Raw genomic sequence first — 24438 nt, 5'->3', positions numbered from 1 at the left:
GCGGCGGCATGCTGCTCGAGACGCGAGGCCTGACCAAGTCATTCGGAGCGGTCCGGGCCTTGCGCGATGTCTCGTTCAGCCTGCGCACAGGCGAAATCCATGGGCTGATGGGTGAGAACGGCGCCGGCAAGTCGACGCTGATCAAGCTGCTGACCGGCCTGAACCGGCCGGACAGCGGCAGCATCCTGCTCGATGACCAGCCGGTGACGTTCGACAGCCCGCGCGCGGCCCAGCTTGCCGGGGTCGCGGCGGTCTACCAGGAGATCAACCTGATCCCCGAGCGGAGCGTCGCCGACAATCTGTTCCTCGGCCGCGAACCGCGACGGTTCGGCGTTCTCGTAGACCGCGCCCGCATGATCGACGAGGCCCGTGCGCTGCTGCTGCGCTACCACCTGGATATCGATCCGCGCCGGACGCTGCGCACGCTCGGCCTCGGCCTGCAGCAACTGGTGTCGATCGCCCGCGTGGTATCGCTCGGCGCCCGCGCCATCATCCTCGACGAGCCGACCTCGGCCCTGTCGGCCGCCGAAGTCGACCTGCTCTACAGCGTCGTCGAGCAGCTTCGCCGCGACGGCATCGGCCTGATATACGTCAGTCACCGGCTGTCCGAATGCTACCGGCTGTGCGACCGGCTGACCGTGCTCCGCGATGGTGCGGTGGTGGCGAGTGCGGCGACCGCCGACCTTCCGCGTGGCCAACTGGTCGCCGCCATGCTGGGCCGCGAACAATCGGCCGGACCGGGCCGGACCGGCGGATCGGAAGCCGGAAGGAAGGCGGGCCAGGCCGAGGCACCGGCACTCGATGTCGGCGCGCTGTCCTGGCGAAACCGGGTGCGCGACGTCTCGCTGACCGTCGGGCGCGGCGAGATCGTCGGGCTGGCCGGCCTGCTCGGCTCGGGACGGACCGAGACCTTCAAGGCGATCTACGGCGCCGAGAAACCGGACGCCGGCTCGGTCGCGGTCGATGGCAGGCGCGTGGCACGCTCGCGCCCGTCGGAGAGCATCCGGCGGGGATTGGCGTTCCTGTCCGAGGATCGCCGCTCGGAGGGCGTGTTCGCGCAATTGTCGGTGGCCGAGAACCTGACCGCCGCGGTGCTGCCGCGCATATCCCGCTGGGGCATCATTTCCCGGCGGCGGCGCGACGCGCTGGTGGCGCGCTACGTCCGCGAGCTCGGCATCAAGACCGACGGCTTCGACGTCCCGATCACGTCGCTGTCCGGCGGCAACCAGCAGAAGGTCCTGATCGCGCGGGCTTTGTGCACCGATCCGCGGATGGTGATGCTCGACGACCCGACCCGCGGCATCGATGTCGGCGCCAAGGCGGAAGTGCACCGTGTCGTGCGCGGCCTGGCGGCCGAAGGGCTCGGCGTACTGATGACGTCGTCGGAGCTCGAGGAAGTGGTCGAGCTGTCGGACCGGCTCGTGGTGCTGGACGAGGGCAGGGTGACCGGCGAGCTCGAGACCGCCGGCCGGGACAGCGACGATGTGCTGGCGCTGCTCGCCGGTGGCGCGGCTCCAGCCGAAACACCGGCTTCCGGGCACGCTTCATGACGGTGCCGGCGGCACTGGCCGAGCCCCGGCGCTCCTTCGCATTCGGCGACCTGCGCGCGCTGAGCGTCTACATCGCCTTCGTGGCGCTCGTGGGTTTCGACCTGCTCGTCACCCCCGGCTTCCGCAATCCGACCGTGGTGCGCTCGCTGCTGTTCGAGGCCGCGCCGCTGATCCTGATCGCGCTCGGCCAGTCGCTGGCGATCGGCACGCGCGGCATCGACCTGTCCGTTGGCTCGGTGATGGCGCTGTCGTCCGCGGTGATCGGCCTCACCATCGGCCTCGGCCAGGGCGTGGCGATCGCCGCCGGGATCGCAGCCGGCCTGCTGTGCGGCATCTTCAACGGATCGCTGGTGGCGCTGCTCCGGATCGCGCCGCTCATCTCCTCCCTGGCGCTGCTGGTCGCGGCGCGTGGACTGGCGCAGGCGCTGCTGGGCGGTGCGCGCCTCGACCTGCCGTTCGACGGGCCGCTCGCGTCGATCGGCCAGGTGGCGGTGCTCGGGATCCCGGGCGTGGCGATCGTGTCGCTGGCGATCGCCGGCCTGTTCGCGTTCGTAGTCCGCAGCACCATGCCGGGGCGCTACGCACTGTTCGTCGGCTCGAGCAGGACCGCGTCGCTGCTCGCCGGCCATCCGGTGCGGGCGACGCTGGCGTTCGTCTACGGGTTGTCCGGATTGCTCGCCGGACTAGCCGGGGTATTCGCGACGGCCCGGCTGGGTGCGGCGGACGCCAACTATATCGGCGTGCAGTTCGAGCTCGACGCGATCGCGGCGGCGGTAATCGGCGGCACGCCCCTGTCGGGCGGCCGCATCTCGACGCTGGGCACCGTGTTCGGGGTGCTGCTGCTGGTGGTGCTGGATGCGTCCTTCATCATGAACAACGTCAATGCGAACTACGCACAGATCCTGAAGGCGGCGTTCATCGTCGCGGCACTCTATCTGCGTCGGGGGACGGCATGAGCGGCGTGGTGGCGGCACCGGCCCGTAACCCAGGCGAGACCCGGCAGCGCATGGTGGCGCTCGTCCAGTCGCGCGGCGCGATCGTGGTGCTGGTCGTGGCGGCCCTGGCGGCCGGGCTGGCGTTTCCCAGCTTCCCGCGCCCCGGCAACGTCAACGACATCATCATCGCCGCGAGCTTCCTGGGGCTGGTGGCGATCGGCCAGACCCTGGTGGTGATCATGGGCGGCTTCGACCTTTCGGTCGGCTCGATGGTCGGGCTCGGAACCGTGCTCGCTGCCTATGCGGCACCCTACGGCGTGGTGGCCGCGTTCGCCGCGCCGATGGCGGCCGGCCTCCTGGTCGGGCTGATCGACGGCCTGCTGATCGTGAAGGCCCGGATGGCGCCGTTCATCGTGACGCTGGCAGCCCTGCTGGCGCTCAAGGGCCTGGCGGTCATGCTGGCCGGCGAGAGCCTGGTCATCGCCGATCCCGGCTGGTTCGGGCGCATCGCCAACGGCCAGTGGCTGGGCGTCGGCAACCTGGTGGTGATCCTTTTCGTGGCCTACGGCATCGCGGCCCTGGTGCTGAACCGCACGCGGTTCGGCGCGGCGGTGTTCGCCATCGGCGGCAACGAGGAAGCCTCGCGGATGCTCGGCGTGCGGGTCGAGCGGGTCAAGATCGCCACCTACTGCGTGTCCGGCACGCTGGCCGGGCTGGCCGGCGCCTTGCTGGCGGCGCGGCTATCCTCGGGCCTGTCCTCGGCCGGAACCGGCTACGAGCTGCAATCCATCGCGGCCGCGGTGATCGGCGGCGTGCTGCTGACCGGCGGGGTCGGCACGATGCTGGGCGCGCTGTCGGGCGTGCTGCTGCTCGGCGTGATCGAGAACGTGATCAACCAGATCGGCTCGCTCAGCGCCGCCTACCAGGGACTGGCCAGCGGCGCCTTCCTGCTGCTGGCGGTGATCGTGCAGTCCGGCCTGACCCGGCAGCGTGCGGGCTGAACCCGGCGACGTACCCGTGGCTGATTGGAATGAAGCGGGATCGATACAACTCCTGGAACAGATGTTCGCCTGAGAAGGGGTGACCCATCCCACAATATGCCGGTTTCCGAGGGTTGCGCTGAATAGGCTGGCGCACGGCCTCAATGCATAGGAAGACGGATCGTTGAAAAGCTCCCCATCTACGTAGGCCTGGATGTTCAGAAAAAGACGACCCTGGGTGGCGTTTGCAGACGAGGGCAAGCGGGGAAATATGCGTGAGCATGAAAAGATTGCCAACACGCCAGCGGCCCTGACAAAACTGATGAACAAGCTTTCCGAGAATGGTCGTGACCCGAAGTTCTGTTTAAAGCCGGACCGTGTGCCACAGTATTCAGCGGCAGCTAAGAGACCGTTTGAGAATGTTTATGGGTGGCCGATCCGGCGCAGAAGCAGGCTCCCCATAGCGACCTCGATCATGGCGCCGGAAACATCGAGACGCTTCTCATAGTCGCGCACCAGGCGACGCCAACGCATCATCCAGCCAAACGTCCGCTCCACCACCCACCGACGCGGCAACACCTTGAAGCCGAGCTGCTTGTCCGTGCGTCGGATGATCTCCAGAACAAAGTCCCGCAGGGCCGCCTTGTCCATCAGCTTCGTCCTGTCATAGACGCTGTCGGCGAACAGGTGCTTGAGCCATGGCCAACGCTTGCGAATACCGTCTAAAATGAGTTGCGCGCCCGCGCTGTCCGAGATGTCGGCAGTTATCAGATTGACCATCAGCAGGCGTCCATCGGTATCCACGGCAATATGCCTCTTGCGGCCGACGATCTTCTTGTTGGCGTCATAGCCTCGCAGGTCAGCTGATGGCGCTTTGACCGTTTGGCTGTCCAGCACGCCGCCTGTTGGGCTGGCTTCACGTCCGACGCGCTCCCGGTCGAGCATCAACGCCACGTCGTTGATCGTGCGGAACAGCAGCCGCCGGACAAACCGTCTGAACCACCAGTAGACCGTCTGCCACGGTCCGAAGTTCTTCGGCAACATGCGCCATCCGCCGCCGCTGCGTGCCATGTAGCGGATGGCGTTCAGCATCTCGCGCATGTCTGTCGTCGGTTTGCGGCCCCGTTTTGCAACAGGCGGTAGAAGTGGCTGGATCAACAGCCACTCTGCGTCCGTCAGGTCACTCGGGTAGCGCTTCGTCTTCTTCGCAATCTTGGCCATCCGGCCACGGCTCACTCGGGTCCACATCCAAAGCTTGAATCACAAGACGACTAGGTCGCCAAGGACATTCTCAAACGGTCTCTAAGCGCAGCAGGGTACGAGTGGATCGTGGTTGCTCCCTCACTGATCCCAATTCAGGCGGGCGACCGGATCAAGACCGACCGTCGGGATGCGATCAGTTTTGCCAAGCTGCACCGCGCCGGCGAACCACCGGCATTAGATACATGAGCAGGCACACAAAGCCGTCTACGATCTCGTTCGAGCGCGTCGGGCAGCGGTGCGCAGCCTGCGGCGGCCCCGCTAGCAACTATCCGGGTTTCTGCTGCGTCTAGCTCGAACAATCCACACGCTCGCAGTTGCGAGTAGCCCTTCTGTTTAATCGCCCAGGTCACGGCCGCACGCCGCGCGCCGGGCGTCAGAAGTTTTTTGCCAACATCTCCTTTAGCGTCGCTACGTCCAGCATCTGGCTCCGCCAGCAGCTTCTTGAGCTTGGCATTCTCATCCTCGAGCCCCTTCAGCTTGCGTGCGTCCGATACCTCCATGCCGCCGTATTTCGACCGCCACGTGTAGAACGTCGCGTCGCTAATGCCGTGCTTGCGACACAGATCGACAGCCGTCGCTCCCGCCTGGTGCTCCTTCAGCACGCCAATGATCTGCTCTTGCGTAAACCTTGACCGCTTCATTTTCCGTCTCCTGGTGACGGTTTCTAGCTTTAGAACGAGGGCGTTCCAGGGGGTAGGGTCACCGCCTCCGTCATCAGCGTCCGATACTGGACAACCAGCGACCATTCCTTGTCGCTGACGTCAGATGGGTAGGGCTTGCGCGGCAGCACGGGAGACATCCATCTCCATTAAACCGCAGCCTCACCGAAGTACATAACACCCTTGTCTTATGACTTTTGCTGTCGCTGCGTGCGATAAAGGACCGTTGCTACCGGGTGGCCGCCCGGAAGCAACGGGAAGGGGACGGGTCGGTAACACCCGGGCCATTATGGGCCGTTCTAGAGTATGACCGCCCCTTCTTTTCCTTGTGCCCTGAACGGATACCTGAGGTCTGGCCTCGGACGACAAGCATAGGACATGGAAAAGATGAAGCCTATCACTTCAACTGCCAAGCCTCTCATTGTGGAAGCGCCGATCACGATCGGCATCGATGTTTCCAAGGATCATCTCGATGCCGCGCGCTACCCAACCGGCGATACAACGCGTGTCGCCAATACGCGGAAGGGCCACATGGTGCTGTTGCGTTGGATCAGCAAGAACCAGGTAACGCGTGTGGTATTCGAGGCTACCGGAACTTACCACAGAGGATTGGAACAGCGGCTCGATGCCGCCGGGTTGACCATCGCCAAGGTCAATCCGCGTCAGGCGCGACGTTTCGCCGAGGCCACAGGCAAGCTGGCGAAGACTGATCGTGTCGATGCCCTGATGCTGGCGCGGTTCGGTGCCCTGCTCGAACCTATCGCCCGTCTGGTTCGTAGCGAAACACAAAACCAACTCGCCGAACTTGTAGCCGCTCGGCGCAGTCTGATGCGGGATCGTACGGCAACCCTCAACCGGGCTCAAATCCTGACAATCGATCTCCTCAGGCGTCATGCCCGGCATCGTCTGCGGCAAATCGAAGCCCAGATCACGTCCTTGGACGCCACCTTGGACACTATCATGGCGAATGATCCCGTTCTGGTCCGACGACGTGAAATTCTCTTGAGCATTCCAGGCCTGGGTTATGTCACAGCCCAGGCTCTTCTTGCCGATATGCCCGAACTTGGAACCATGGATGAGGCGCAGGCCGCATCGCTGGCAGGCCTAGCCCCAATCACGCGCCAATCCGGCAAATGGCAGGGTAAAAGCTTTATACGAGGTGGGCGCGCTTGCTTTCGACAGGCGCTCTACATGCCCGCGCTCGTCGCCATGCGGTTCAATCCAGACCTGAAGCGGGTCTACAGTCGGCTCGTCGACAGCGGCAAGCATGCCAAGCTCGCCATTACCGCGGTCATGCGGAAGCTCATCATCCTCGCGAACGCGCTGCTGCGCGATAATCGGATTTGGACCCCAAAAGGCGCTTGATCACAACGGATACTTGTTTTGATCGACATCCGCGCGGCCAACACCATCCGGGTCAACCTCAGATCCATAATTACCAAGTTTGAGGCAGAGCCGATATCAGGCAGTCCGACAGTGATGGCCCTCGCCAAATGGAAGATGTCAAGAGCATGCCTGCCTTGACCGCGGTCAAGGTCGGGGTAAACCTCGATGTGAGCAGACTGACTCGATCGGTACGCGCAGCCAGTCGCCCATGGTGCCAGGGCGATCGAAAGCTGGTGGGTCTTCAGAAGAGGGTCCACACCAAGGGATTTGGGAGAGCCGCTACAGCTTATGGCAAAAACTGACCGCTCGGGTGACGTTCAACATGCAGCGCTGCCCTATCGCCGGACCCTGACTGGAGCACTCGAAATCCTGCTGCTGACGTCTCGAGGCACTGGTCGCTGGATCATCCCCAAGGGCTGGCCAATGAAAGGGAGAAAAGGATGGCAGACCGCAGCATTGGAGGCTCTTCAGGAGGCCGGTGTGTCTGGCCGCATCAGCAAAAAGCCGATCGGTTTCTTTGCTGCCAGCAAAACGCTGCCTGACGGTGATGACCGGTTGATGACCATCAAGGTCTATCCGCTGCTGGTTAAAAGCGAACTCGAAACCTGGGATGAGCGGGATGAGCGACAGCGGGTATGGTTTGCCCGGGATAAAGCTATCAATCTCGTTTCAGAAGGCGGTTTGGCGCTCTTGATTGAGGATTTCGGCGTCTAGTGATTTGTTACCGTCCCCTGATCCCTCGAACTTGTGCATATACCCACTTTATTGCAAGTCGCCTAGCCGAACGTCTGTTTTGCAAACGCATTGCGAGCAGCCTGATGCCGAGCTGGGCCGTGGTCCGATCAGACGAGCGAGCAGCGGCTGCAAGCCCGAGCGACCGTCTGACGAGGAACCGGAATCGATAGCGCTCTGATCTGGCCAGTGACGCTGCATCGTCTATAACAAGGCTGCTGGGACCGGCGGCTCTGGACGATGAGGCAGGATGTTCCAGTTTTTCAGATCATTGATGCCCAGGAACGAGCAGTTCGTCGCGCGTCTTACAACCCATGCCTACCAAGTGGTGAACGGCGCGATCGCATTCCGGGCGCTCCTGTCCGGTGAGGAGAGCAAGGCAAACTACCAGGCGCTCTGTGACTTCGAGGAGGCTGCGGACGAGGTTACACGGCAGACCCTGAAGGCGATCCATCACAGCTTCATCACCCCGTTCGACCGCTCTCAGATCTCGACCTGACCACGGCCCTCGATGACACGATCGACCTGATGAAGGAAACCGGGCGCCGTCTTCACCTCGACGCCATCGACTATACGCCGGAGATGCTCAACATGGCGGATTGCGCGGGGCAGGCGACGCAGGCAATCCGCAATGCAATGCCGCTCCTCTCCGCGATCGACCGCAACGTCGACCAGCTCCAGTGCATGCAGGAACAGGTCCGGGAGGCCGAAGGAAGGGCCGATGACCTCATGAGCGCGGGCCTGCAGACCTTGTTCACCGGAACGGCATCTGCCGGCACCAAGCTGACAGTGGAGAAAGTGTACGATCTGATCGAGAGCGTCGTCGATCGTTGCGAGGACGTCGCCGACGTGATCGAGGGAATCATGGTGGAGCAAGCCTGAACAGATGGCCCACGGCATGATCCTGAGCCTGCCGGGTCTGATCGCTCTGGTTGGCGTTGCTCTGCTGTTCGCCTTCCTCAACGGCATGCATGACTCTGCCAATTCGATCGCCACCGTCGTCTCCACCCGGGTCATGCGCCCCCTCACCGCAGTGCTGGTCGCCGCGTTCTTCAACTTCATCGCGTTCCTCGTCTTTGGTCTGCACGTGGCCCATACCGTTGGTGCCGGCCTGGTTACGCCGGAGCTGATCGACGCTCAGGTCGTTTTCGGTGCCGTGGTCGGCGCGATCGCCTGGAACGTCCTCACCTGGATCTTCGGCATTCCGTCCTCCAGCAGCCATGCCCTGATCGGCGGCCTGATCGGCGCCGGCATTGCCAAGGCTGGTCCAGGGGACATCCTGTGGCATGGGCTGGGCACCATTGAAGCCGCGATCGTGCTTTCGCCGGCAATCGGCCTGACCCTGGCGATGATCCTGATGCTGGCAACCTACTGGGGATCCCGCCAGTTGGCCCGTTCGGCGTCGACCGGCGCTATCGCGGCCTGCAGACGATCTCCTCTTCCCTGATCAGCCTTGGCCACGGCGGCAACGACGCACAGAAGACCATGGGCATCATCGCCGTCCTGCTTGCGTCACAAGGGAGGCGGTCGGGCCCGTTCCACGTCCCGTTGTGGCTGGTGCTCTCCCTCGTCACGAGTTGTCTTCGCACGATCCTGGCCGGTCTACGTTCGCGAGGCGTGCTAACCCCCATGGGAAAAGCGCAATGGGCACCTACCCAAGCTCGAGGATTAACAGCCCGCGTTCAGGGAGGGTCATAGCTTGTCGGTAGCTGCGCCTTCCTTCCTGTCGTAACATGTCTAGACACGCCCTGATCATGGCCCTAGAATGGTATAACATAACATAGTGCCGGGTCTGCATGTTCCGTCAATTTCGAATCGCTGCCGTCGTGTCGGCAACTTCAGCTCAGATCGTTACGAGTTATCCAGCTATTGCACAGTCTGCGCCGATCCCGCCAACAAATAGGGCTGAAGCGGCGCCAGGTAACGGCTCTTCGGGACATGTCCCACAAGCGGTATCAGACATTGTAGACAAGCCGGAACAAGTCACGGTGCGCCTCGACCGAGCACGGTCCGCTTTGCAGCCGAGCCTTGGTGCCCAAGTCTACCGGTTCGGCTCCGGCGCGCTGCATAACATTCCTCAGGGCGAAAACACGCCGCTCAACCAAGTCCTTTTGCAGGCACCTGGAGTGGCGCAGGATAGCTTCGGTCAAATCCACGTTCGCGGCGACCATAACGAGGTTCAGTTTCGGATCGATGGCGTGCAGCTTCCTGAAGGGCTAGCTGTATTTGGCCAAAGCCTTCAGACACGCTTTGCGAACAACCTGTCTCTGACTACCGGAGCCCTACCAGCACAGTATGGCTTTCTGACCGCAGCGGTCATTAACATCGATGTCAAGACGGGTATCAATGCGCCTGGTGGTGAGGTTTCGCTTTACGGTGGCGCTCGCGACTATCTCCAACCATCATTTGCCTACGGCGCCTCAGCAGGGCGCTGGGACCTCTTTGTGACTGGGGACACATTGCATAATCGGATTGGCATCGAAAACCCGACCAGCTCATTCAATGCCGTCCATGACCTCAGCAACCAATATCACGGCTTAACAAAGCTAACTTTCACCGCTGATGCTGACACCCGCGTGAGCTTGATTGCCGGCATCTCGGATGCCGAATACCAGATCCCAAACAACCCTGAGCAGGTACCCGATCTGGGTATTTCTGACAATGGTATCACTAACTACAAAAGCCGGGACCTTACTGAGCATCAAAAAGAGATTACCGATTTCGGGATTCTATCGCTACAAAAGCAGATCGGCAGCTTGACGCTGCAGAGTTCAGTTTTCACCCGCTACAGCAGCCTGTATTACTCGCCCGATCCCATTGGCGACCTGTTGTTCGACGGCATAGGTCAGACAGCCGCGCGCTCGGTGATGTCAACCGGCTGGCAAACAGACACAAGCTGGCGGATCAATGACAGCCACACCTTGCGTTTTGGAGAGCAGGCGTTTATCGAGCGGAACATAGCTAGTACTAATTCCGTTGTTTCGCCTCAAATCGGCTCTGCCTTTGATGGAAGCCCGATTTATAGCAACATGCCTGTAAGCATTCAGAGTGGCAGCGGAAAGACTGGCCTCGTCTACGGCCTCTACCTGCAAGACGAGTGGAGCATACTACCGCGGTTGACGATCAACTACGGCGTACGCTTTGATGGCGTCAGCGAGTACGTCAGCGCTTCCCAGTTCAGCCCCCGGGTTAACGTCGTCTGGCGTCCGACGAGTAGCACCACCCTCCATGCAGGCTACTCACGCTATTTTACGCCGCCGCCTTTCGAAGAAGTGACAAACGACACCATTAGCAGATTCCAGAATACCAGTGCCGCGTCGGAACTCACTCAGAACGGGAAAGTCCAGCCGGAGCGTGACCATTATTTTGACGGCGGTATTGATCAGATCTTATTTCCTGGTGTTCACATTGGTCTCGACGCCTACTACAAGCAGGCGACCAATCTAATTGATGAAGGACAATTTGGCGCGCCAATCATCTTATCGGCGTTCAATTACGCTAAAGGCGAAGTGCATGGCTACGAAGCCAGTCTCTCCTACGACAAAGGCCCGCTATCATTGTATGGCAATGTCGCCTGGTCTCGCGCGATTGGTAAGGATATCACGTCGTCGCAATTCGATTTTAGCGCTGACGACCTAGCCTATATCCGCAACCGCTGGGTGCATCTCGACCATGATCAGCGTTGGACAGGCTCGGCAGGCGCCGCTTATGCCTTGTTCCACGCAACCACTCACCCACTGCGCACCTCTGCGGACATGGTGGTAGGCTCCGGACTACGTGCCGATGGGTCAACGCCAAACGGCCGTGCATTGCCGGGATACTACACTGTCAATCTCGCGCTGGTTCAGAGCTTCAAAAGCCTTGTATTGCGCGGCACCGTCCTCCGGCTTGACCTGCTAAACCTATTGGATCGCCGCTATATCATCCGAGATGGGAGTGGCATAGGTGTCGGCGCACCTCAATATGGTCTACGCCGTACCATCCTGGCGGGCATCACGCAGCGTTTTTGAGTCTTTTTCAGGATAGACCTAGACCCGACGTAACTTTGGAAAAACGCCGATAAATAGGCTGAACAAATTTGTTTTCGCACCTAAAAATGGTTGAATAGACTTGATGGTCCTACGCCTTGCTCCCTACATGTCTGTAGTTCTCCTTATGGGATGTGCCATTCCTGACTGGAAGATTGATGGGCGAATCACTCGATATGTCACTGTTGAAAACAACACTTTCGAGCCGGCTGTGATCCAGGTTCCTGCAAACACGCCTTTTACGCTTGCAATTGACGCTTACTCATATGAGCACGAGGTGCTATTCTTCAGCAGGAGCCTGGGAATTCGCGAACGATATCTTCGTGCTGGCAAGCATTCAGGTATTTCTACGCATACAGATATTCCAGTTAGAACACGCATTCCAATTCAAGGGCTTCAGGCAGGTCGATATTTCCTTTCCACCCGACAGAACGGAGTTATAAAAGTCGGGACCCTTAACGTAGTGAACCAACTTAAGGTTCATTAATAGCGTGCGGAAATTCATCTGTAACGGCGTCGTGCTGGACATCCTGGTGCAAAGTCGCCGGGATGGCACAGCGGCAAAGCGCTTCTTCAAGCGCCTGCTGAGTGGTCTATCTTATACGCCCCGCGTCGTGGTGACGGACAAGCTGAAGAGCTACGGGGTGGCGAGACGCGAGCTGCTGCCCGATGCCGAGCACCGCGAAAGCCGTTTCCTGAACAACCGGGCCGAAAACTCTCACCGTCCAACCCGGCGGCGAGAGCGGCACATGCAGCGCTTCAAGTCGATGCGGCAGGCACAACGTTTCCTCTCCGCGCACGCCTTCATCTCCGGGCACTTCCGACCGCGACGCCACCTGATGACGGCAGGCCGCTACCGTGCAGTGCGTGCCAAAGCTTTCGAAATATGGACACAGGAAACATGTGCTCAAAGCACCGGGTGATCGTGCCAACCCAATTGCTGCAAGCCTACTTCCAATCTCCACCAATTAACGTGACAATGCCATGTCAGATTGCAAGTACACATAGCCTGCGGATTTCCTTCCGCCTCGAAGCATTGAATTAATATCACGCGGGCTTTGCAACCTCATCCCCGATCCGACGACGGCTCAGGCGGCCGAACCATTTGCTGAGCTTGTCCATGTAGAGATACACGACCGGCGTGGTGAATAGCGTCAGCACCTGGGAGACCAGCAACCCACCCACCATGGCATATCCCAGCGGCTGGCGTAGCTCTGACCCCGTTCCCGTGCCCAGCATCAGCGGCACCCCGCCCAGCATGGCGCAGAGTGTCGTCATCAGGATCGGGCGGAAGCGCAGCAGGCAGGCCTCGTGGATGGCGTCCTCGGTCGATAGGCCCCGCTCGCGCTCGGCGTGCAGCGCGAAATCCACCAACATGATGCCGTTTTTCTTCACGATCCCAATCAGCAGGATGATGCCAATGATGCCGATCACATCCAGGGGCCTGCCGAACAGCATCAGCGTCGCCAGCGCTCCCAGCCCGGCCGCAGGCAGCGTCGACAGGATCGTCAGCGGATGGATGGTGCTTTCATACAGCATGCCCAGGATCAGATAGACGGTAACCAACGCGGCGCAGATCAGAATAGGCGTGCTGCTCAGCGCGCTTTGGAACGCCTGCGCGTTGCCTTGAAAGCTCGTCACGACTGAAGCCGGCATGTGCAAACCGGCTGCCACATGATGTACGGCCGCCACGGCCGCGCCGATCGACACGCCTTGTGCCAGGTTGAAGCTGAGCGTTACGGAGGGGAATTGCCCCTGATGGTTGATCGCCAGCAGCGCTGTCACGGTGTGGAATGATGCGATCTGGCTCAGCGGCACCTCCGTGCCGGTTTGTGACCGCACATAGATGCGCTGCAGCGCGTTCGGGCCACCCTGGTATTCGGGGGCTACCTCTAGGATCGCGTAATACTGGTTCAGCGTCGTAAAGATACGCGCGACATGGCGCTGGCCGAACGCGTCATACAGGGTGGAGTCGATCTTCGCCGGGTCAATGCCGAAGCGCGATGCCGCTGCCCGGTCGATCGCCAAGGTGAGCGTGCGCCCGGCCGATTGCTGGTCGCTGGCAACGCCGGTCAGTTCGGGCAGCCCCTGCAGCTTCTGCAGCAATTGGAGGCCGTAGAAATTCAACTCCTGACTGTCGACGTCGGTCAGCGTGTATTGATACTGCGTCTTGGAGAGCCGTGCGCCGATGTTGATGTCCTGCGCCGACTGCATATACAGGGTAATGCCCTGTACCGGCTGCAAGGCCTTGTTCAACCGGACGATAACCTGATCCGCAGTGACGTTCCGCTTGCTTTCAGGCTTCAGCGTGATGAACACCCGTCCATTATTTTCGGTCACCGTGGGGCCACCGGGTCCGATATAGCCGACGGCAGACGCTACGGCCGGGTCCCTGCTCGCAATGGCGATGATCGCTTGCTGGCGCTGCTTCATGCCACTGGGCGAGATGTCCTGCGCTGCCTCGCTAATTCCAACGATCACGCCGGTGTCCTGCTGCGGAAAGAAGCCTTTTGGGATGACGATGAACAGCGCGACCGTCGCGACCACCGTCAGGATCATGCAGCCCAGCGTGATGCGCCGGTGCCGCAGCGCCTCCATCAGTGCCCGGTCATACAGGGACGCTAAGCCAGCCAGCGCCCGCTCGAACGCCTGCGACAGCCGGCTCGGCGTCGTCGCCTCGTGCGGCTTCAGCAAATAGGCGCACATCATCGGCGTCAGCGTCAGCGACACCATCACTGAGACCAGGATGGATACGGCAACGGTCACCGCAAACTCGCGGAACAGCAGCCCCACCACGCCGCTCATCAAAAACAGTGGGATGAACACCGCGATCAGCGAGATGGAAATTGAGACGATGGTGAAGCCGATCTCGCCCGCGCCTTGCAGTGCCGCCTGCATCGGCGTGGCGCCGTCTTCGATATGGCGCACGATGTTCTCGATCATGACGATGGCGTCGTCCACCACGAAGCCCACGGCGATCGTCAGCGCCATCAGCGAGAGGTTGTCCAGGCTGTAGCCGAGCACGAACATGACCGCGAAGGTGCCAACCAGCGAGATCGGCACGGAGATGGCGGGGATCACCGTCGCCCAGAATTTCCGCAGGAATATGGCGATCACGCCGACGACCAACGCGATGGTTAGCAGCAAGGTGAACTGCACATCCGCCACGCTGGCGCTGATCGTCTGCGTTCGATCGGACACGATCTGCACGTCGATGGCCGGCGGCACGGAAGCCTGTAGCTGCGGCAGCGCTTTCTTGATGGCGGCTACAGTCGCCATGACGTTGGCGCCCGGCTGGCGCTGCACGGCCAACAGCACGGCGGGCTTGCTGTCCAGCCACCCGGCCAGGGTGCTATCCTCCGGCGCCACTACGGCCCGACCGATATCACGCACTCGGATCGGGGCGCCGTTGCGATACGCCACGATCGTGTCGGCAAACCCCTCGGCCGTCTTGATCTGGTCGTTAGCCTGCAGCGCATAGCCCTGCTGCCCGCCATAGAGCTGGCCCTTTGGCTGGTCCACTGTAGCGCTCGCCAGTGCTGCCCGCACTTCCTCCAGGTCCAGATTGGCTGCGGCGAGTTGCGCTGGGTTGACTTGAATGCGGATGGCCGGGTTCTGCAGCCCGCCCACGCCCACCAACCCCACGCCCGAAATCTGCGAGATCTTCTGCGCCAGGATGGAGTTGGCGTAGTCGCTTACCCGGGTAATCGGCAGCGTGTCGGATTGCATCGATATCAGCAGGATCGGCGTGTCGGCCGGGTTGGTCTTGCGATAGATCGGCGGGTTAAGTAGCGCAGCCGGCAACTGCCCAGCCGCCGCATTGATCGCCTCCTGCACGTCGCCGGCGGCAGAATCGATGGTGCGGCTGCGGTCGAACTGCAGCGTCACCTGGGTGAACCCGGTGCCGCTGCTGGATGTCATCTGCGCAATGCCGGAGATCTGGCCGAATTGCCGTTCGAGTGGTGTCGCGACGGTCGCGGCTACCGTTTCCGGATCGGCGCCCGGCAGTTGCGCCGTTACTTGGATGGTGGGCGAGTCGATATTGGGCAGTGACGCGACCGGCAATTGCACATAACCAATGAACCCCAGTACCACGACCGCCACCATCAGTAGCGATGTCGCGATCGGCTTGCGGATGAAGCCCGCGGAGACATTCATGGCAGCATTCCCGAGCTGGCCGCCGACGCGTCCACTACCTGTCCAGCGCCGGCCGGGCTCACCATCGAACCGTCCACCAGCCGGTATTGGCCCTGCTCCACCACGTCGTCGCCCACCCGCAGCCCGGCCGTGACGATGACCATGTCGTGTTGGCGCTGCCCCATCTGGATGGTTCGGGACGCAACTTTGCCATCCTTGCCAATGACGAAGACGAACGGGCCTTTGGCGCCCTGCTGCACGGCATCGGTCGGAAGGGTGAGCGCGCCTTCAGCCACCGATGTCGCCAACTCCACATTCACGAAGGTTCCAGGCCAGAGCCGACGGCTCGGATTGGGAAACAGCGCCTTCAACTGCACAGTGCCGGTAGCGGGGTCGGCTTGGTTGTTGATCAGTAGTAGCCGCCCCGTGTCGAGCGCGCGGGTGCCGGCTTGGTCGTAAGCAACAGCCTTCAGATCACCCTTGGCCATGCCGTCCATCACCTGCTGGATGTCGGCGGCAGGCAGGGTGAACACCACGCCGATCGGCTGGATCTGTGTCTCGACCGTCAGCCCGGTTACATCCGTCGGGTGGATGATGTTGCCGACATCCAGCGTTCGCAGCCCGGTTATGCCGTCGAACGGCGCCGTCAGCGTGGTGTAGCTGAGCTGGGTGCGAGCATCCTCAATCACGGCCTGATCCGCCTGCATGGCGCTCTGCAATTGCGCTACCTGCGATTGCTGGTCCGTCACCTGCTGGTCGGTGGCGAAGCCGTTGCGTAGCAGCGGCAGATTGCGGCTCAGATTACGCTGCACGTTGGCGAGTTGCGCCTGATCCTTGGCCAATTGCGCGTTGGCTTGGTCCAGCCGCGCCTGCGCCGGTCGCTGATCGATCTGGGCCAGCTTGTCGCCCTTGTGCACGCTCAGCCCTTCGGTGAAATCCACCGTCTCCAACTGCCCCGTCACCTGTGAGCGAATGGCGGCTGTGTTAAGTGCCTGCACCGTCCCCAGGCCGGACAGGATCACCGGCACATCCTGCTGCCGCACCGGCGCAACCACCACCGGGATCGGCGGCGGCACAACGGCGGGCGCGTCATGGGTACGGGTGGTGAGCACGCTGTAGGCCCCGCCAGCGAGGAGGATCGCAGGCAACGCAATCCAAACTGCAAGATTCATCACTCACGCTCCGCAAAAACTGGCGGGTGATTATGTGACTTATTTCTGCGTGGTATGCCGCTGCAAGTTGTTCACCGGCCCATGCGCGAGATGAATGGACCTTCGCGGCCAATCGCTTGCAAGCAGGACCGGATCGTATCGCGGACCCAAAGCTGCTCGGCATCACCGTCTCGCCGGCGGTGCCAGGTCATCCACAGATCCACCGGCGGTCCTGCGCAAGGCAAGGCCCGAACCTCTAGTCCGGCCCCAAGGTGCGCCGCCACACGCGCTGGCATCACGGCGATTAGGTCGGATTGGCCTAGCAATTCGGCAGCCGACAGGAACGGCACGCTTAATGCGATCCGCCGTTGCAAGCCGTTCGCCTCCAGCGCCTCATCCAGGAAACTCGTATTGTCGCCGGTGGAAGTGATGGTCATGTGGTCAAGCGCGGCCAGATCCTGCAGCGTTAGCCGGCCCTGAAGCGCCGGGTGTTCGCGGCGCAAGACCGTGACAAAATGGTCCGTCAACACGGCCGCGCATTTAAAGCGGTCGCCGCCATCCGGCATGCGGGTCAACGCAAGATCAATCACGCCGGCATCCAACTCGTCCAGCACGTTACGGGTTCCGCTGGGCAGCAGGGTCAACTTCAGATGAGGCGCCGCATCGCGTAGCCCGGCGATCAGCCGTCCGGCCAGCACAAAGGCGGTGTAGCCGTTCACCGACATCGTGAAAGGGCCCCGCATCTCCCCGGGATGGGCGGCCTGTGTCGCCAGGGCGATCCGCAGGCTGGCGAGGGCCTCGCGCACCGGGCCAGCAAGCTGTTCGGCGCGCGCTGTGGGAACCATGCCGTCCGGACCGCGCACCAGCAATTCATCGCCTATTTGCTGGCGCAGACGGCCCAAAGCGTGGCTGACCGCCGGCTGGCTCAGCCCGAGCCGCTGCCCGGCGCGGGTCAGGTTTCGCTCCTGCATCACCGCCTCGAACACGGCCAGCAGATTGAGGTCGAGCCCCTCCCAATTCATCGTAGGAACTGTACAGTGACGCGCAGACCGGGCGGGTTGTCGGTCAGGGTGACGGTGGCGCCATCTAACTGTGCCACCTTCGCGATTATGTTGAACCTAAGCACATCTCCCTCCGTACCGCGGCTGACTTCCAGTCGGTAGAAGCGGGCCATGATGCGATCATGAATGGTGCCGGAATACGCGATCCGGCGTCGCTGACTTCAACTGAGGGGCGGTCATCCTCCAAGTCTCCCATAACGGCAAATCGCACCGCAAAGACAATACCGGGCACATTCTCAATCAGGTTCGCGAACCTCCGAAGCAGCAAAGCTTAATTGCCGGACAATGCAAGGCCAGGTTCAAGCCGGCCCGACGGTAGCTGCGGTTTGCCTTCAACGACCACGGCCATCGCAGATGTGCAGGCGGCATTTGTGGCGGAGTTTATCCTGCTTTTGTTCCTGTATGGGTTCGTCTGGCTGCCGATGATTATTATCGGCTGCTTACTGCTGCTGGCTGTCATCGAGACGATGAACGAGCAGGTTAATAAGTTCACCATACAGGTGCTCGACGTGGTTCGCACCGAGGCTACCCGCCGCCGGCTGATGACGGTGCCCGGCGTGGGCCCACTGACCGCGCTCGCGTTCCTCGCTGGTGCTCGATTAAGGGCCTCCTTTTTCTGGCCGCTGAACCATTGATGGTCGCTGACTTCGTCGTGGCCATGGCAGCGACGAAGAAGCCGGCCTCCGTTCGCCCCTACGCCTCCACCTCTCGATCAACCTACCCCTTGTCGCGTGCCGCCTTCAGAGCGTCATTGATGATGTCCTGGATTGTCATGCCGGTGTCGGCCGCTCTATGGTGCAGCCATCGGTGCATCGGCACCGTGGCCCGGTAGGTCAGAGCCACTGTTGGCTCCGGCCTGATGAACGCAAAGCTGTCCTGCTTCGCCTTGCGGGCGACGTTCGTCTGGATGTTGATCGCCGGCTCGAATAGCGTGCTCTGCCCGGCACTCTCTGCCTGCGATGCTCGCTCGCGCTCCCGCTCCAGGCTGACCATGCTGCGGTCGAGGGCCGTCTGGATAATGTTCTGTCCCGTGGTCGAAAAGCGCAGGACCAGCCGCTTCAGCCGATCATAACGGAACGGATCCAGCCGCACGGTAACCGGGATGGTGCCAGGCTTGCGGTGCGGTCGCGGCGTATCCGGTATCGGCGTCGGGCTTGGCGAAAGCTCGGTGCTGTCGGAAACCTGCATGTCGACTCCTCGAGCGAAACACTGTGACGAGTCTAGAACCAACCGATGCGCCGACGCGAACTTTGAGCGTAACGGATCGATGTTTGTCTTCGCTGATCCATTGCGGCGTCAGCTCGCCTGGGCAAGCTGAAGCGCCGGCTGCGGCAGGCTGATCCGGATCGGGTCGAACAGGCTGTCCTGATCGGCGTCGATCTCGCCCTGCTTGGCCATCTCCAGGCACGCCACGAAGGTTCCTGCCAGCGCCCCGCGCGCTTGCTTGGTCCGGTTGCCCCCCTGCCCCGTTTCTGGCTCCAGCCCTGGCTCCGGCAGGAAGATTTCCAACACACCGCCTGACGGATTTGCCGCCAGTACCATGCGGATCCGCGCCAGCGCCTGGTCCACCCGCCAGAACTGCATCGGCATCGGCCGGTAGAGCGGCGCCGTCTCAGGACGGCTGCGCGGTCCACGCAGCACCACGAGGCAGGCCTCCAGCAGCGCCATGGTGGTTTCGGTGCGGCCGTCCTGTTTCTGCCGCGGCCGGGCAAACACCTCCTGTCCCAGCTGCGGCCGTGCCTCCATCCAGGTCGCTGCAGCCCGCATGCGGAGCATCTCGCCGAGCCGCAGCTCTTCCGCAGCGGCATCCTGCTCGGCGGTGGCGGCCTCAGCCGGGCTGGCCGGGAACATCAGTCGCGATCGCAGCAGCAGCAGCCGGGCGGCCAGCACCAGCCAGTCCGCACGCCGTTCCAGCGTCACCCGCCCGGCCAACCTCTGCATCGCGGCGACGAACTGGGTGATCAGTTCCAGCGCGGACAGGCGGCCAAGATCGATCTGTTGTCGCTCGGCTAGGTCCAGCAGCAGGTCGAGCGGTCCATCGAAGCCGTCGACATGCAGCTCCGGGATGCTCGGCACACGGGGCGGCGTTTCCCAGTTGTCCCAAACAGGGTCGACGTTCATGACGTCGGTGGGTGCCGGCGGGAGGTCGGCCTCACCCTCAGCCATCAGAGGCATCGCCATAGTCTGGTCGAACGTCAAACCTTAGGTTGGGCCAGTCCTGCCGCAGCTGCACGATGGCCCGCCACGGCGTCCAGTCGGCCGACCAGAACTCCCATTCCACCCGGACCGTGCGCTTGCGCCAGCGATCTGCGACCGGGTCCAGCCTGCGCACATGCCGCAGCGGTCGCAGCGTGCCCCAGTGCGTCCACAGCCACAGGCGGCTGGCTGGCGCGTCGTCACCCAGCTGCAGGATGCGGACCGGGATCGGCACCAGCCGGTGCAGGTCGAGCGGGCAGCCCCCGCCGGGTTGATCCGCAGCCGCCAGAACGCGCTGATGATCGGCCTCCACCTGCGCCCGCAGCGCCAGCGCCAGTCCACGTGCCGCCGGCCCGGCCGCGGCCATCGGCGCCAGCAAGCGCAGCTCCTCGTGATCGAGATCGAGATGCCACGGCACCGCCGACGGGCCCCGCGCCCGGCACTCGAACTCAGCAACGTCGGCGATCGGACCGGCCACGGTCAGGACGTGGCGCAGCCAGTCGGTGTGCGCCGGCGCCAGGATGCCATCGGCGTTCGTGCCTGCCCCTGTTTCGCTGTTGTCCACGGCGCGCCTCACCGAAGCGGTGGCTGCGACAGGTGTCCAGGTCCTGCGGGTGCTGGCCGCTTGAACTTTCTGGCAGGAGCGGGCAACCGGGCCTTCGGATTGGATCGCGGCGTCGGAGTTGCCGGCACCAGGGATCGTGCCGGTGGCATGGCCTGCGTAGCGGCCTGCGTCGCGATCCGCTGCAGGATCCGGCGCACACCGACGACACCCAGCCGACGGTCCAGGGTTCCGTGCACGGTGACCCCCTGGAAGATCGCGCCATACAGGATGCCCGAGCGCTGCAGCCAGCGCTCGAGTGCCACCGCCGGGCAGAGCGGGTCGTTGCGACGGCGCGGCAGATGCACGGGCTGACCCGACTCTTCGACTGGTGCATCGGGTAGCCGGACCCGCACGACGAGTTCGGTGTTCCCGAACTCGAAATCTTCCCGATCCAACCCGGCGCTGTCGGCAGGGGCTAGGCCGCCGATCTGGTGCATCAGCAGCACCGCCCGGTCACGCAGGCCGGCCAAGTCCTCGCCACAACACGCGAGCTGGATCACGACCGCCTGCTCGGCCGAACCGCTTGCGGCACGCTGGCACCGACGCAGTGCCGCGCGGACGGCGGCGTGAGCGGTGCAGGAGGCGCTGCCGGGCTGGTTGCTGTGCCAGGCGATCGACGCCAGCCGCAGCTTGATGGTGCTGGGGCTCGCGGCCGGCATCAGGCTCTCGATGTAGCCGACGATGTGCTCCGCCGGCACCGGCAGGGACGACCCCATCCCCATGCCAGTGCGCCAGGTACAGAAGTCCCGCCAGGCGCCGGTATAGACCCGTTGCGTCTCCGGAGAGAGCACCGAGCTCGCCGATGCCGGGACAGCGGCAACGTCGGAGCTATCACCCCGGCTGCTCATGAGGCGCGCCCTGCTGCTGGCTCGAAGCGCAAGCCGACCGGATCGAAACGCATCGCAATCGCCGGCTCGGCCGGCCTGACGACGAGCAGCTGCGCTGCCTCGCCGTTACGCTGCAGCACGAACACACGATCACACACCGAGTGCGGATCCAGCCGCTGCAGATCAGGGCCAGGGGGGGACCGTGTCTCCCCTGGCTTTTGGCGGCGCTGCGAGCCGATGATCAGCACCGGCACATCGAGGGCGCGCGACATCGCGCGCAGATCCTGCTTCGCCAGCTGCAGTGCCGCTTCGAAACTCGGGGCGCGCCGATCGAGTTTCATCAGCTGGACATAGTCGATGACGACCAGAGCCAGTCCGATGCCGACCGCCAGCTCTGCGCAGCGTTGTCGCACGGCGTCGACCGCGAGCTCAGGCTGATCGTCGACATGCAGCGCCAGTGCGGCGAGCCGGTTCACCACTGTCTGCGTCACTGGCGATCGCCGCGGCACAGCAGGTTTCGTCAGCAGGCCCGCCTGCGTCAGCAGGTGTGTCGCGACTTGCCCGGCGTTCCTGTCATGCGCAAACCAGGCCACTGGGCCGCTTCGGCCGGCGGCGACGGTGGCGATCTGCAGCGCCAGGCTGGTGCGGCCGGTGCCGGGCTGGCCAGTCAGCAGGATCAGCTGACCCTGGGTCCGGTCTCCGGTCGCGGCTGCCAACAGGCTCTCGTCGAACGGTGACCTTGATACCGGCTGTCGGGACGCCTGAACCATGATACCGGCCCGCTCGAGCGCGGGAAGCGTGGACAGGATGGTGGCGATCGGCACCGGACCGCGGGATGGAGGCGGTGGCCCGAGCGGACTTGGCATCAAAGCACGGCGGACGGCAAGCGCGTGCCAGCGTGGCCCGGGTTGTGGATCGCCACAGCCGGCGCAGGGCTCCTGCGACAGGAGCAGGTCGATGTCATCGTCCAGGTCATCCGGCATATCGTCGACATCGCCGTCCTCGTCATCGCCCAGGAGCGGTCATGTGCCGGCCAACATCCCTTGATGATGCCGAGCAGGCCGGGACGGTCCAGCGGATCCCTTTCGCTTTCGACCGCGGCTGCGCAGTCGTCACACAGCGCGATCACCTCCATCGCCGCGTCGACACGCTCCTCAGCGCCGAGGTGCCAGCCCTTACGCCACAGCGTCCAGGCTTTGGCAGCCAGGCACTGGTTATACGGGTTCACCGTCTCCGGCAGCCCGGCACGACAGGCGCGCTGGCCCGCATGTCGGATGGCGTCGGCCTGCTGCCGCGGCAATGGCGGCCGGCTCATCGACATGATTTTCGTCCTGGCGCGCCGCCGTCCGCGCCGCCGAGCCTGTGCGGGAAACCGGTGCAGGTCCTGGCAACCCAAAGCCAATGCGGGCTGGCGATCATTGAGCTCCCTCTCCCGTGCAGCCGGCGCATCGACGCAGCGGCGTGACGACGCGGATCATCCTGCCTTAGTCGTCCGTTCGCAAGCTTAAGGGTGCTTTTCCGGTTTACGTCGCAGGTCACGACCTGTAGGACTAACTTAAGTTACTGATATAGCATGCTATTTTACAGCTTAGGCGCCCATCGACCCTTCAACACCCCAATCTCCCTATGCCCGATAAGTGTGCTTGTCGGGCATACGGAACCGAGTAGGATCGGCCGATCAATGCCCGAAACAGCGCCACGGGAGCCGCACCCTGACCCAGCCGATCGACGACGGCGAAACCTGGCTCCTGCAGGCGCCTGACCCCGACCTCGAGACGACGATCGTGCTGCGGCCGGCACCGCTCAACCACCCGCCGGCGCTGATCCGCGCCTGGTTCGATGACGCCGCCGACGCGGTGGTGCCACTGCATGACGGCACCCTCGCCACCGCCCGCCGCGCCGCCGACGCCTACGCCCGCCAGGCCAAGGCCGAGAACACCCGGCGCGCCTACCGCGCCGGCGTCCGCGCCTGGTGCGACTGGTGCGACATCCACTACCTCAAGGCGCTGCCGGCGCAGCCGGAGGACATCGTCGCCTTCCTGGCGTACGAGCGCGGCCGCGGCTGCTCGGTCACCACCATCCAGCTGCGCAGCGCCGCCATCCGCTACCTGCACCACCTGGCCGGTGTCGCCCTGCCGACCCAGCACGCGCGGGTCACCGAGACCATCGCCGGCATCCGTCGTGCTGCCGGTCTCGCCGGCGAGCATCCCCGCAAGAAGGCCGCCGCTACCCTCGCCGTCCTTACTCGCATCCTCGAGCCGATCGGCGACGACCTGGTCGGGCTGCGCGACCGGGCGCTGCTGCTGATCGGCTTCGCCGGCGCCCTGCGCCGCTCCGAGCTCGCCGCCATTCGCGTCGAGCACCTTGAGCCCCGTGCCGGCGGCCTGCAGCTGACCCTGCCACGCTCCAAAGGGGCACGGACCGGCGCCATTGTAACCATCGCTATCCCTGCCGGCACGATGGCCTTCTGTCCGGTGAAGGCGCTGTATCGCTGGCTGGAGGTAGCCGGGATCCGCGAGGGAGCGGTGTTCCGGAGGGTGTGGCAGCCGCCGGCCGGCGGCGGTCACGACCAGACCTCAGCCCGCAGCCAGATCCTGGGCAGCCAGGCCATTGATCCCCGTACGGTGGCCCGGATCATTCAGGCGCGCTCCGAGGCGGTCGGCTTTGGTCCCGGTGTCCTCGGCGGTCACAGCCTGAAGCGCGGCGCCCTCACCGAAGGCATGGAGCGTGGCGTGCATCCGACCCGGCTCAAGCAGCACGGCCGGCACAAGAGCTATGCCGTGCTGGACGAGTATCTCGAGATGGGTGACCCATTTGAGACCCATCCCATGCAGGGGATCCTGTAGGTGACGGCGCCGAATTTCTTCTGGTCAACGTCTTATATGTTCTCATGACAAGTAGGGGCCACTGACGGGTCATCTTTGACTTG

General features: G+C 63.2%; 19 protein-coding genes and 6 pseudogenes. 12 read left to right on the top strand and 13 right to left on the bottom strand.

Annotation, left to right across the window (positions count from 1 at the left end):
- Positions 1-8 precede the first annotated feature (8 nt).
- From HN018_RS26135 to HN018_RS26125, 3 genes are read left to right on the top strand one after another with little or no spacing between them, the layout of a single operon-like run.
- On the top strand, positions 9-1550 hold the full coding sequence (locus HN018_RS26135) for a sugar ABC transporter ATP-binding protein (protein ID WP_172443587.1): 1542 nt from the start codon (positions 9-11) through the stop codon (positions 1548-1550).
- Positions 1547-2506 (top strand): ABC transporter permease, encoded by a 960-nt coding sequence (locus HN018_RS26130; protein WP_171837636.1) that lies wholly within the window; start codon positions 1547-1549, stop codon positions 2504-2506. The genes HN018_RS26135 and HN018_RS26130 overlap by 4 nt, the downstream gene beginning before the upstream one ends.
- On the top strand, positions 2503-3486 hold the full coding sequence (locus tag HN018_RS26125) for an ABC transporter permease (RefSeq protein ID WP_171837637.1): 984 nt from the start codon (positions 2503-2505) through the stop codon (positions 3484-3486). Before HN018_RS26130 ends, HN018_RS26125 begins: the two co-directional genes overlap by 4 nt.
- Before the next feature lie 402 nt (positions 3487-3888).
- Here the strand turns inward: HN018_RS26125 and HN018_RS26120 are convergent, their stop codons facing one another.
- Positions 3889-4713, bottom strand: a complete 825-nt coding sequence (locus tag HN018_RS26120) for an IS5 family transposase (RefSeq protein ID WP_171837563.1) — start codon at positions 4711-4713, stop codon at positions 3889-3891.
- Positions 4714-4755: 42 nt separating this feature from the next.
- On the opposite strand from HN018_RS26120, the pseudogene HN018_RS28915 reads away from it, so the two are divergent.
- A pseudogene (locus HN018_RS28915) lies at positions 4756-4987 on the top strand (IS110 family transposase); the annotation flags it as partial.
- A 25-nt stretch (positions 4988-5012) separates the two neighbouring features.
- Here the strand turns inward: HN018_RS28915 and HN018_RS26115 are convergent.
- Positions 5013-5369 (bottom strand): annotated as a pseudogene (locus HN018_RS26115) (transposase); the annotation flags it as partial.
- 29 nt (positions 5370-5398) lie between these two features.
- Positions 5399-5527 carry a hypothetical protein gene (locus HN018_RS29200; RefSeq protein ID WP_275434466.1) on the bottom strand — a complete coding sequence of 43 codons (129 nt, stop codon included), beginning with the start codon at positions 5525-5527 and terminating at the stop codon, positions 5399-5401.
- Positions 5528-5774: 247 nt separating this feature from the next.
- Here HN018_RS29200 and HN018_RS26105 point away from each other — a divergent pair, with 247 nt between their 5' ends.
- The 6 genes and pseudogenes from HN018_RS26105 to HN018_RS26075 all read left to right on the top strand — a co-directional run.
- The gene (locus HN018_RS26105; protein ID WP_171837565.1) at positions 5775-6752 is read left to right on the top strand and encodes an IS110 family RNA-guided transposase; all 978 of its coding nucleotides are present in this window, start codon (positions 5775-5777) and stop codon (positions 6750-6752) included.
- 309 nt (positions 6753-7061) lie between these two features.
- Complete coding sequence (locus HN018_RS26100) at positions 7062-7487, top strand: NUDIX hydrolase (protein ID WP_171837562.1); 426 nt, start codon at positions 7062-7064, stop codon at positions 7485-7487.
- Positions 7488-7755: 268 nt separating this feature from the next.
- Positions 7756-8387: pseudogene (locus HN018_RS29625) on the top strand (DUF47 domain-containing protein).
- A gap of 16 nt (positions 8388-8403) precedes the next feature.
- Positions 8404-9194 (top strand): annotated as a pseudogene (locus HN018_RS26085) (anion permease); the annotation flags it as partial.
- A gap of 107 nt (positions 9195-9301) precedes the next feature.
- Positions 9302-11515, top strand: a complete 2214-nt coding sequence (locus HN018_RS26080) for a TonB-dependent receptor (protein ID WP_171837559.1) — start codon at positions 9302-9304, stop codon at positions 11513-11515.
- A gap of 527 nt (positions 11516-12042) precedes the next feature.
- Positions 12043-12456: pseudogene (locus tag HN018_RS26075) on the top strand (IS6 family transposase); the annotation flags it as partial.
- Positions 12457-12580: 124 nt separating this feature from the next.
- Here the strand turns inward: HN018_RS26075 and HN018_RS26070 are convergent.
- The 4 genes from HN018_RS26070 to HN018_RS26055 form a co-directional block, all read right to left on the bottom strand.
- The gene (locus tag HN018_RS26070) at positions 12581-15691 is read right to left on the bottom strand and encodes an efflux RND transporter permease subunit (protein ID WP_171837557.1); all 3111 of its coding nucleotides are present in this window, start codon (positions 15689-15691) and stop codon (positions 12581-12583) included.
- Positions 15688-16842: an efflux RND transporter periplasmic adaptor subunit gene (locus HN018_RS26065; protein WP_239479469.1), complete on the bottom strand. Its 1155-nt coding sequence runs from the start codon at positions 16840-16842 to the stop codon at positions 15688-15690. Before HN018_RS26065 ends, HN018_RS26070 begins: the two co-directional genes overlap by 4 nt.
- A 71-nt stretch (positions 16843-16913) precedes the next feature.
- Positions 16914-17843, bottom strand: coding sequence for a LysR family transcriptional regulator (locus HN018_RS26060; RefSeq protein ID WP_171837556.1), 930 nt, complete (start codon positions 17841-17843; stop codon positions 16914-16916).
- Positions 17840-17995, bottom strand: coding sequence for a hypothetical protein (locus tag HN018_RS26055; RefSeq protein WP_172443586.1), 156 nt, complete (start codon positions 17993-17995; stop codon positions 17840-17842). Before HN018_RS26055 ends, HN018_RS26060 begins: the two co-directional genes overlap by 4 nt.
- A 333-nt stretch (positions 17996-18328) precedes the next feature.
- Between HN018_RS26055 and HN018_RS28910 the strand changes: the two are divergent.
- Positions 18329-18472, top strand: a pseudogene (locus tag HN018_RS28910) (IS110 family transposase); the annotation flags it as partial.
- A gap of 127 nt (positions 18473-18599) precedes the next feature.
- Here HN018_RS28910 and HN018_RS26045 read toward each other — a convergent pair.
- The 6 genes from HN018_RS26045 to HN018_RS26020 form a co-directional block, all read right to left on the bottom strand.
- Positions 18600-19070, bottom strand: a complete 471-nt coding sequence (locus HN018_RS26045) for a hypothetical protein (RefSeq protein WP_171837554.1) — start codon at positions 19068-19070, stop codon at positions 18600-18602.
- A gap of 108 nt (positions 19071-19178) precedes the next feature.
- Entirely contained in the window at positions 19179-20048 is an 870-nt protein-coding gene (locus HN018_RS26040; RefSeq protein WP_171837553.1) for a segregation/condensation protein A, read from the bottom strand.
- Positions 20041-20643 (bottom strand): hypothetical protein, encoded by a 603-nt coding sequence (locus HN018_RS26035; protein ID WP_171837552.1) that lies wholly within the window; start codon positions 20641-20643, stop codon positions 20041-20043. Before HN018_RS26035 ends, HN018_RS26040 begins: the two co-directional genes overlap by 8 nt.
- Positions 20644-20651: 8 nt before the next feature.
- Entirely contained in the window at positions 20652-21530 is an 879-nt protein-coding gene (locus HN018_RS26030; protein ID WP_171837551.1) for a site-specific integrase, read from the bottom strand.
- Entirely contained in the window at positions 21527-22375 is an 849-nt protein-coding gene (locus tag HN018_RS26025; protein WP_172443585.1) for a DnaB-like helicase C-terminal domain-containing protein, read from the bottom strand. The genes HN018_RS26030 and HN018_RS26025 overlap by 4 nt, the downstream gene beginning before the upstream one ends.
- Entirely contained in the window at positions 22375-22830 is a 456-nt protein-coding gene (locus HN018_RS26020) for a hypothetical protein (protein ID WP_171835752.1), read from the bottom strand. The genes HN018_RS26025 and HN018_RS26020 overlap by 1 nt, the downstream gene beginning before the upstream one ends.
- Before the next feature lie 322 nt (positions 22831-23152).
- Here HN018_RS26020 and HN018_RS26015 point away from each other — a divergent pair, with 322 nt between their 5' ends.
- Entirely contained in the window at positions 23153-24355 is a 1203-nt protein-coding gene (locus HN018_RS26015; RefSeq protein WP_239479468.1) for a site-specific integrase, read from the top strand.
- Positions 24356-24438 lie beyond the last annotated feature (83 nt).

This window comes from Lichenicola cladoniae (genome assembly GCF_013201075.1).
Classification (GTDB): domain Bacteria; phylum Pseudomonadota; class Alphaproteobacteria; order Acetobacterales; family Acetobacteraceae; genus Lichenicola; species Lichenicola cladoniae.
Note: the sequence above shows the minus strand (reverse complement) of the source record. Positions and strands in the feature narration are given on the sequence as shown.

Coding starts and splice junctions, on each gene's coding strand:
- HN018_RS26045 (WP_171837554.1), bottom strand. CDS start 19,070: ATGCAGGTTTCCGACAGCACCGAGCTTTCGCCAAGCCCGACGCCGATA.
- HN018_RS26070 (WP_171837557.1), bottom strand. CDS start 15,691: ATGAATGTCTCCGCGGGCTTCATCCGCAAGCCGATCGCGACATCGCTA.
- HN018_RS26135 (WP_172443587.1), top strand. CDS start 9: ATGCTGCTCGAGACGCGAGGCCTGACCAAGTCATTCGGAGCGGTCCGG.
- HN018_RS26055 (WP_172443586.1), bottom strand. CDS start 17,995: ATGGCCCGCTTCTACCGACTGGAAGTCAGCCGCGGTACGGAGGGAGAT.
- HN018_RS26030 (WP_171837551.1), bottom strand. CDS start 21,530: ATGAGCAGCCGGGGTGATAGCTCCGACGTTGCCGCTGTCCCGGCATCG.
- HN018_RS26100 (WP_171837562.1), top strand. CDS start 7,062: ATGGCAAAAACTGACCGCTCGGGTGACGTTCAACATGCAGCGCTGCCC.
- HN018_RS26080 (WP_171837559.1), top strand. CDS start 9,302: ATGTTCCGTCAATTTCGAATCGCTGCCGTCGTGTCGGCAACTTCAGCT.
- HN018_RS26060 (WP_171837556.1), bottom strand. CDS start 17,843: ATGAATTGGGAGGGGCTCGACCTCAATCTGCTGGCCGTGTTCGAGGCG.
- HN018_RS26020 (WP_171835752.1), bottom strand. CDS start 22,830: ATGTCGATGAGCCGGCCGCCATTGCCGCGGCAGCAGGCCGACGCCATC.
- HN018_RS26065 (WP_239479469.1), bottom strand. CDS start 16,842: ATGAATCTTGCAGTTTGGATTGCGTTGCCTGCGATCCTCCTCGCTGGC.
- HN018_RS29200 (WP_275434466.1), bottom strand. CDS start 5,527: ATGTCTCCCGTGCTGCCGCGCAAGCCCTACCCATCTGACGTCAGCGAC.
- HN018_RS26125 (WP_171837637.1), top strand. CDS start 2,503: ATGAGCGGCGTGGTGGCGGCACCGGCCCGTAACCCAGGCGAGACCCGG.
- HN018_RS26130 (WP_171837636.1), top strand. CDS start 1,547: ATGACGGTGCCGGCGGCACTGGCCGAGCCCCGGCGCTCCTTCGCATTC.
- HN018_RS26105 (WP_171837565.1), top strand. CDS start 5,775: ATGAAGCCTATCACTTCAACTGCCAAGCCTCTCATTGTGGAAGCGCCG.
- HN018_RS26025 (WP_172443585.1), bottom strand. CDS start 22,375: ATGCCAAGTCCGCTCGGGCCACCGCCTCCATCCCGCGGTCCGGTGCCG.
- HN018_RS26040 (WP_171837553.1), bottom strand. CDS start 20,048: ATGGCTGAGGGTGAGGCCGACCTCCCGCCGGCACCCACCGACGTCATG.
- HN018_RS26120 (WP_171837563.1), bottom strand. CDS start 4,713: ATGTGGACCCGAGTGAGCCGTGGCCGGATGGCCAAGATTGCGAAGAAG.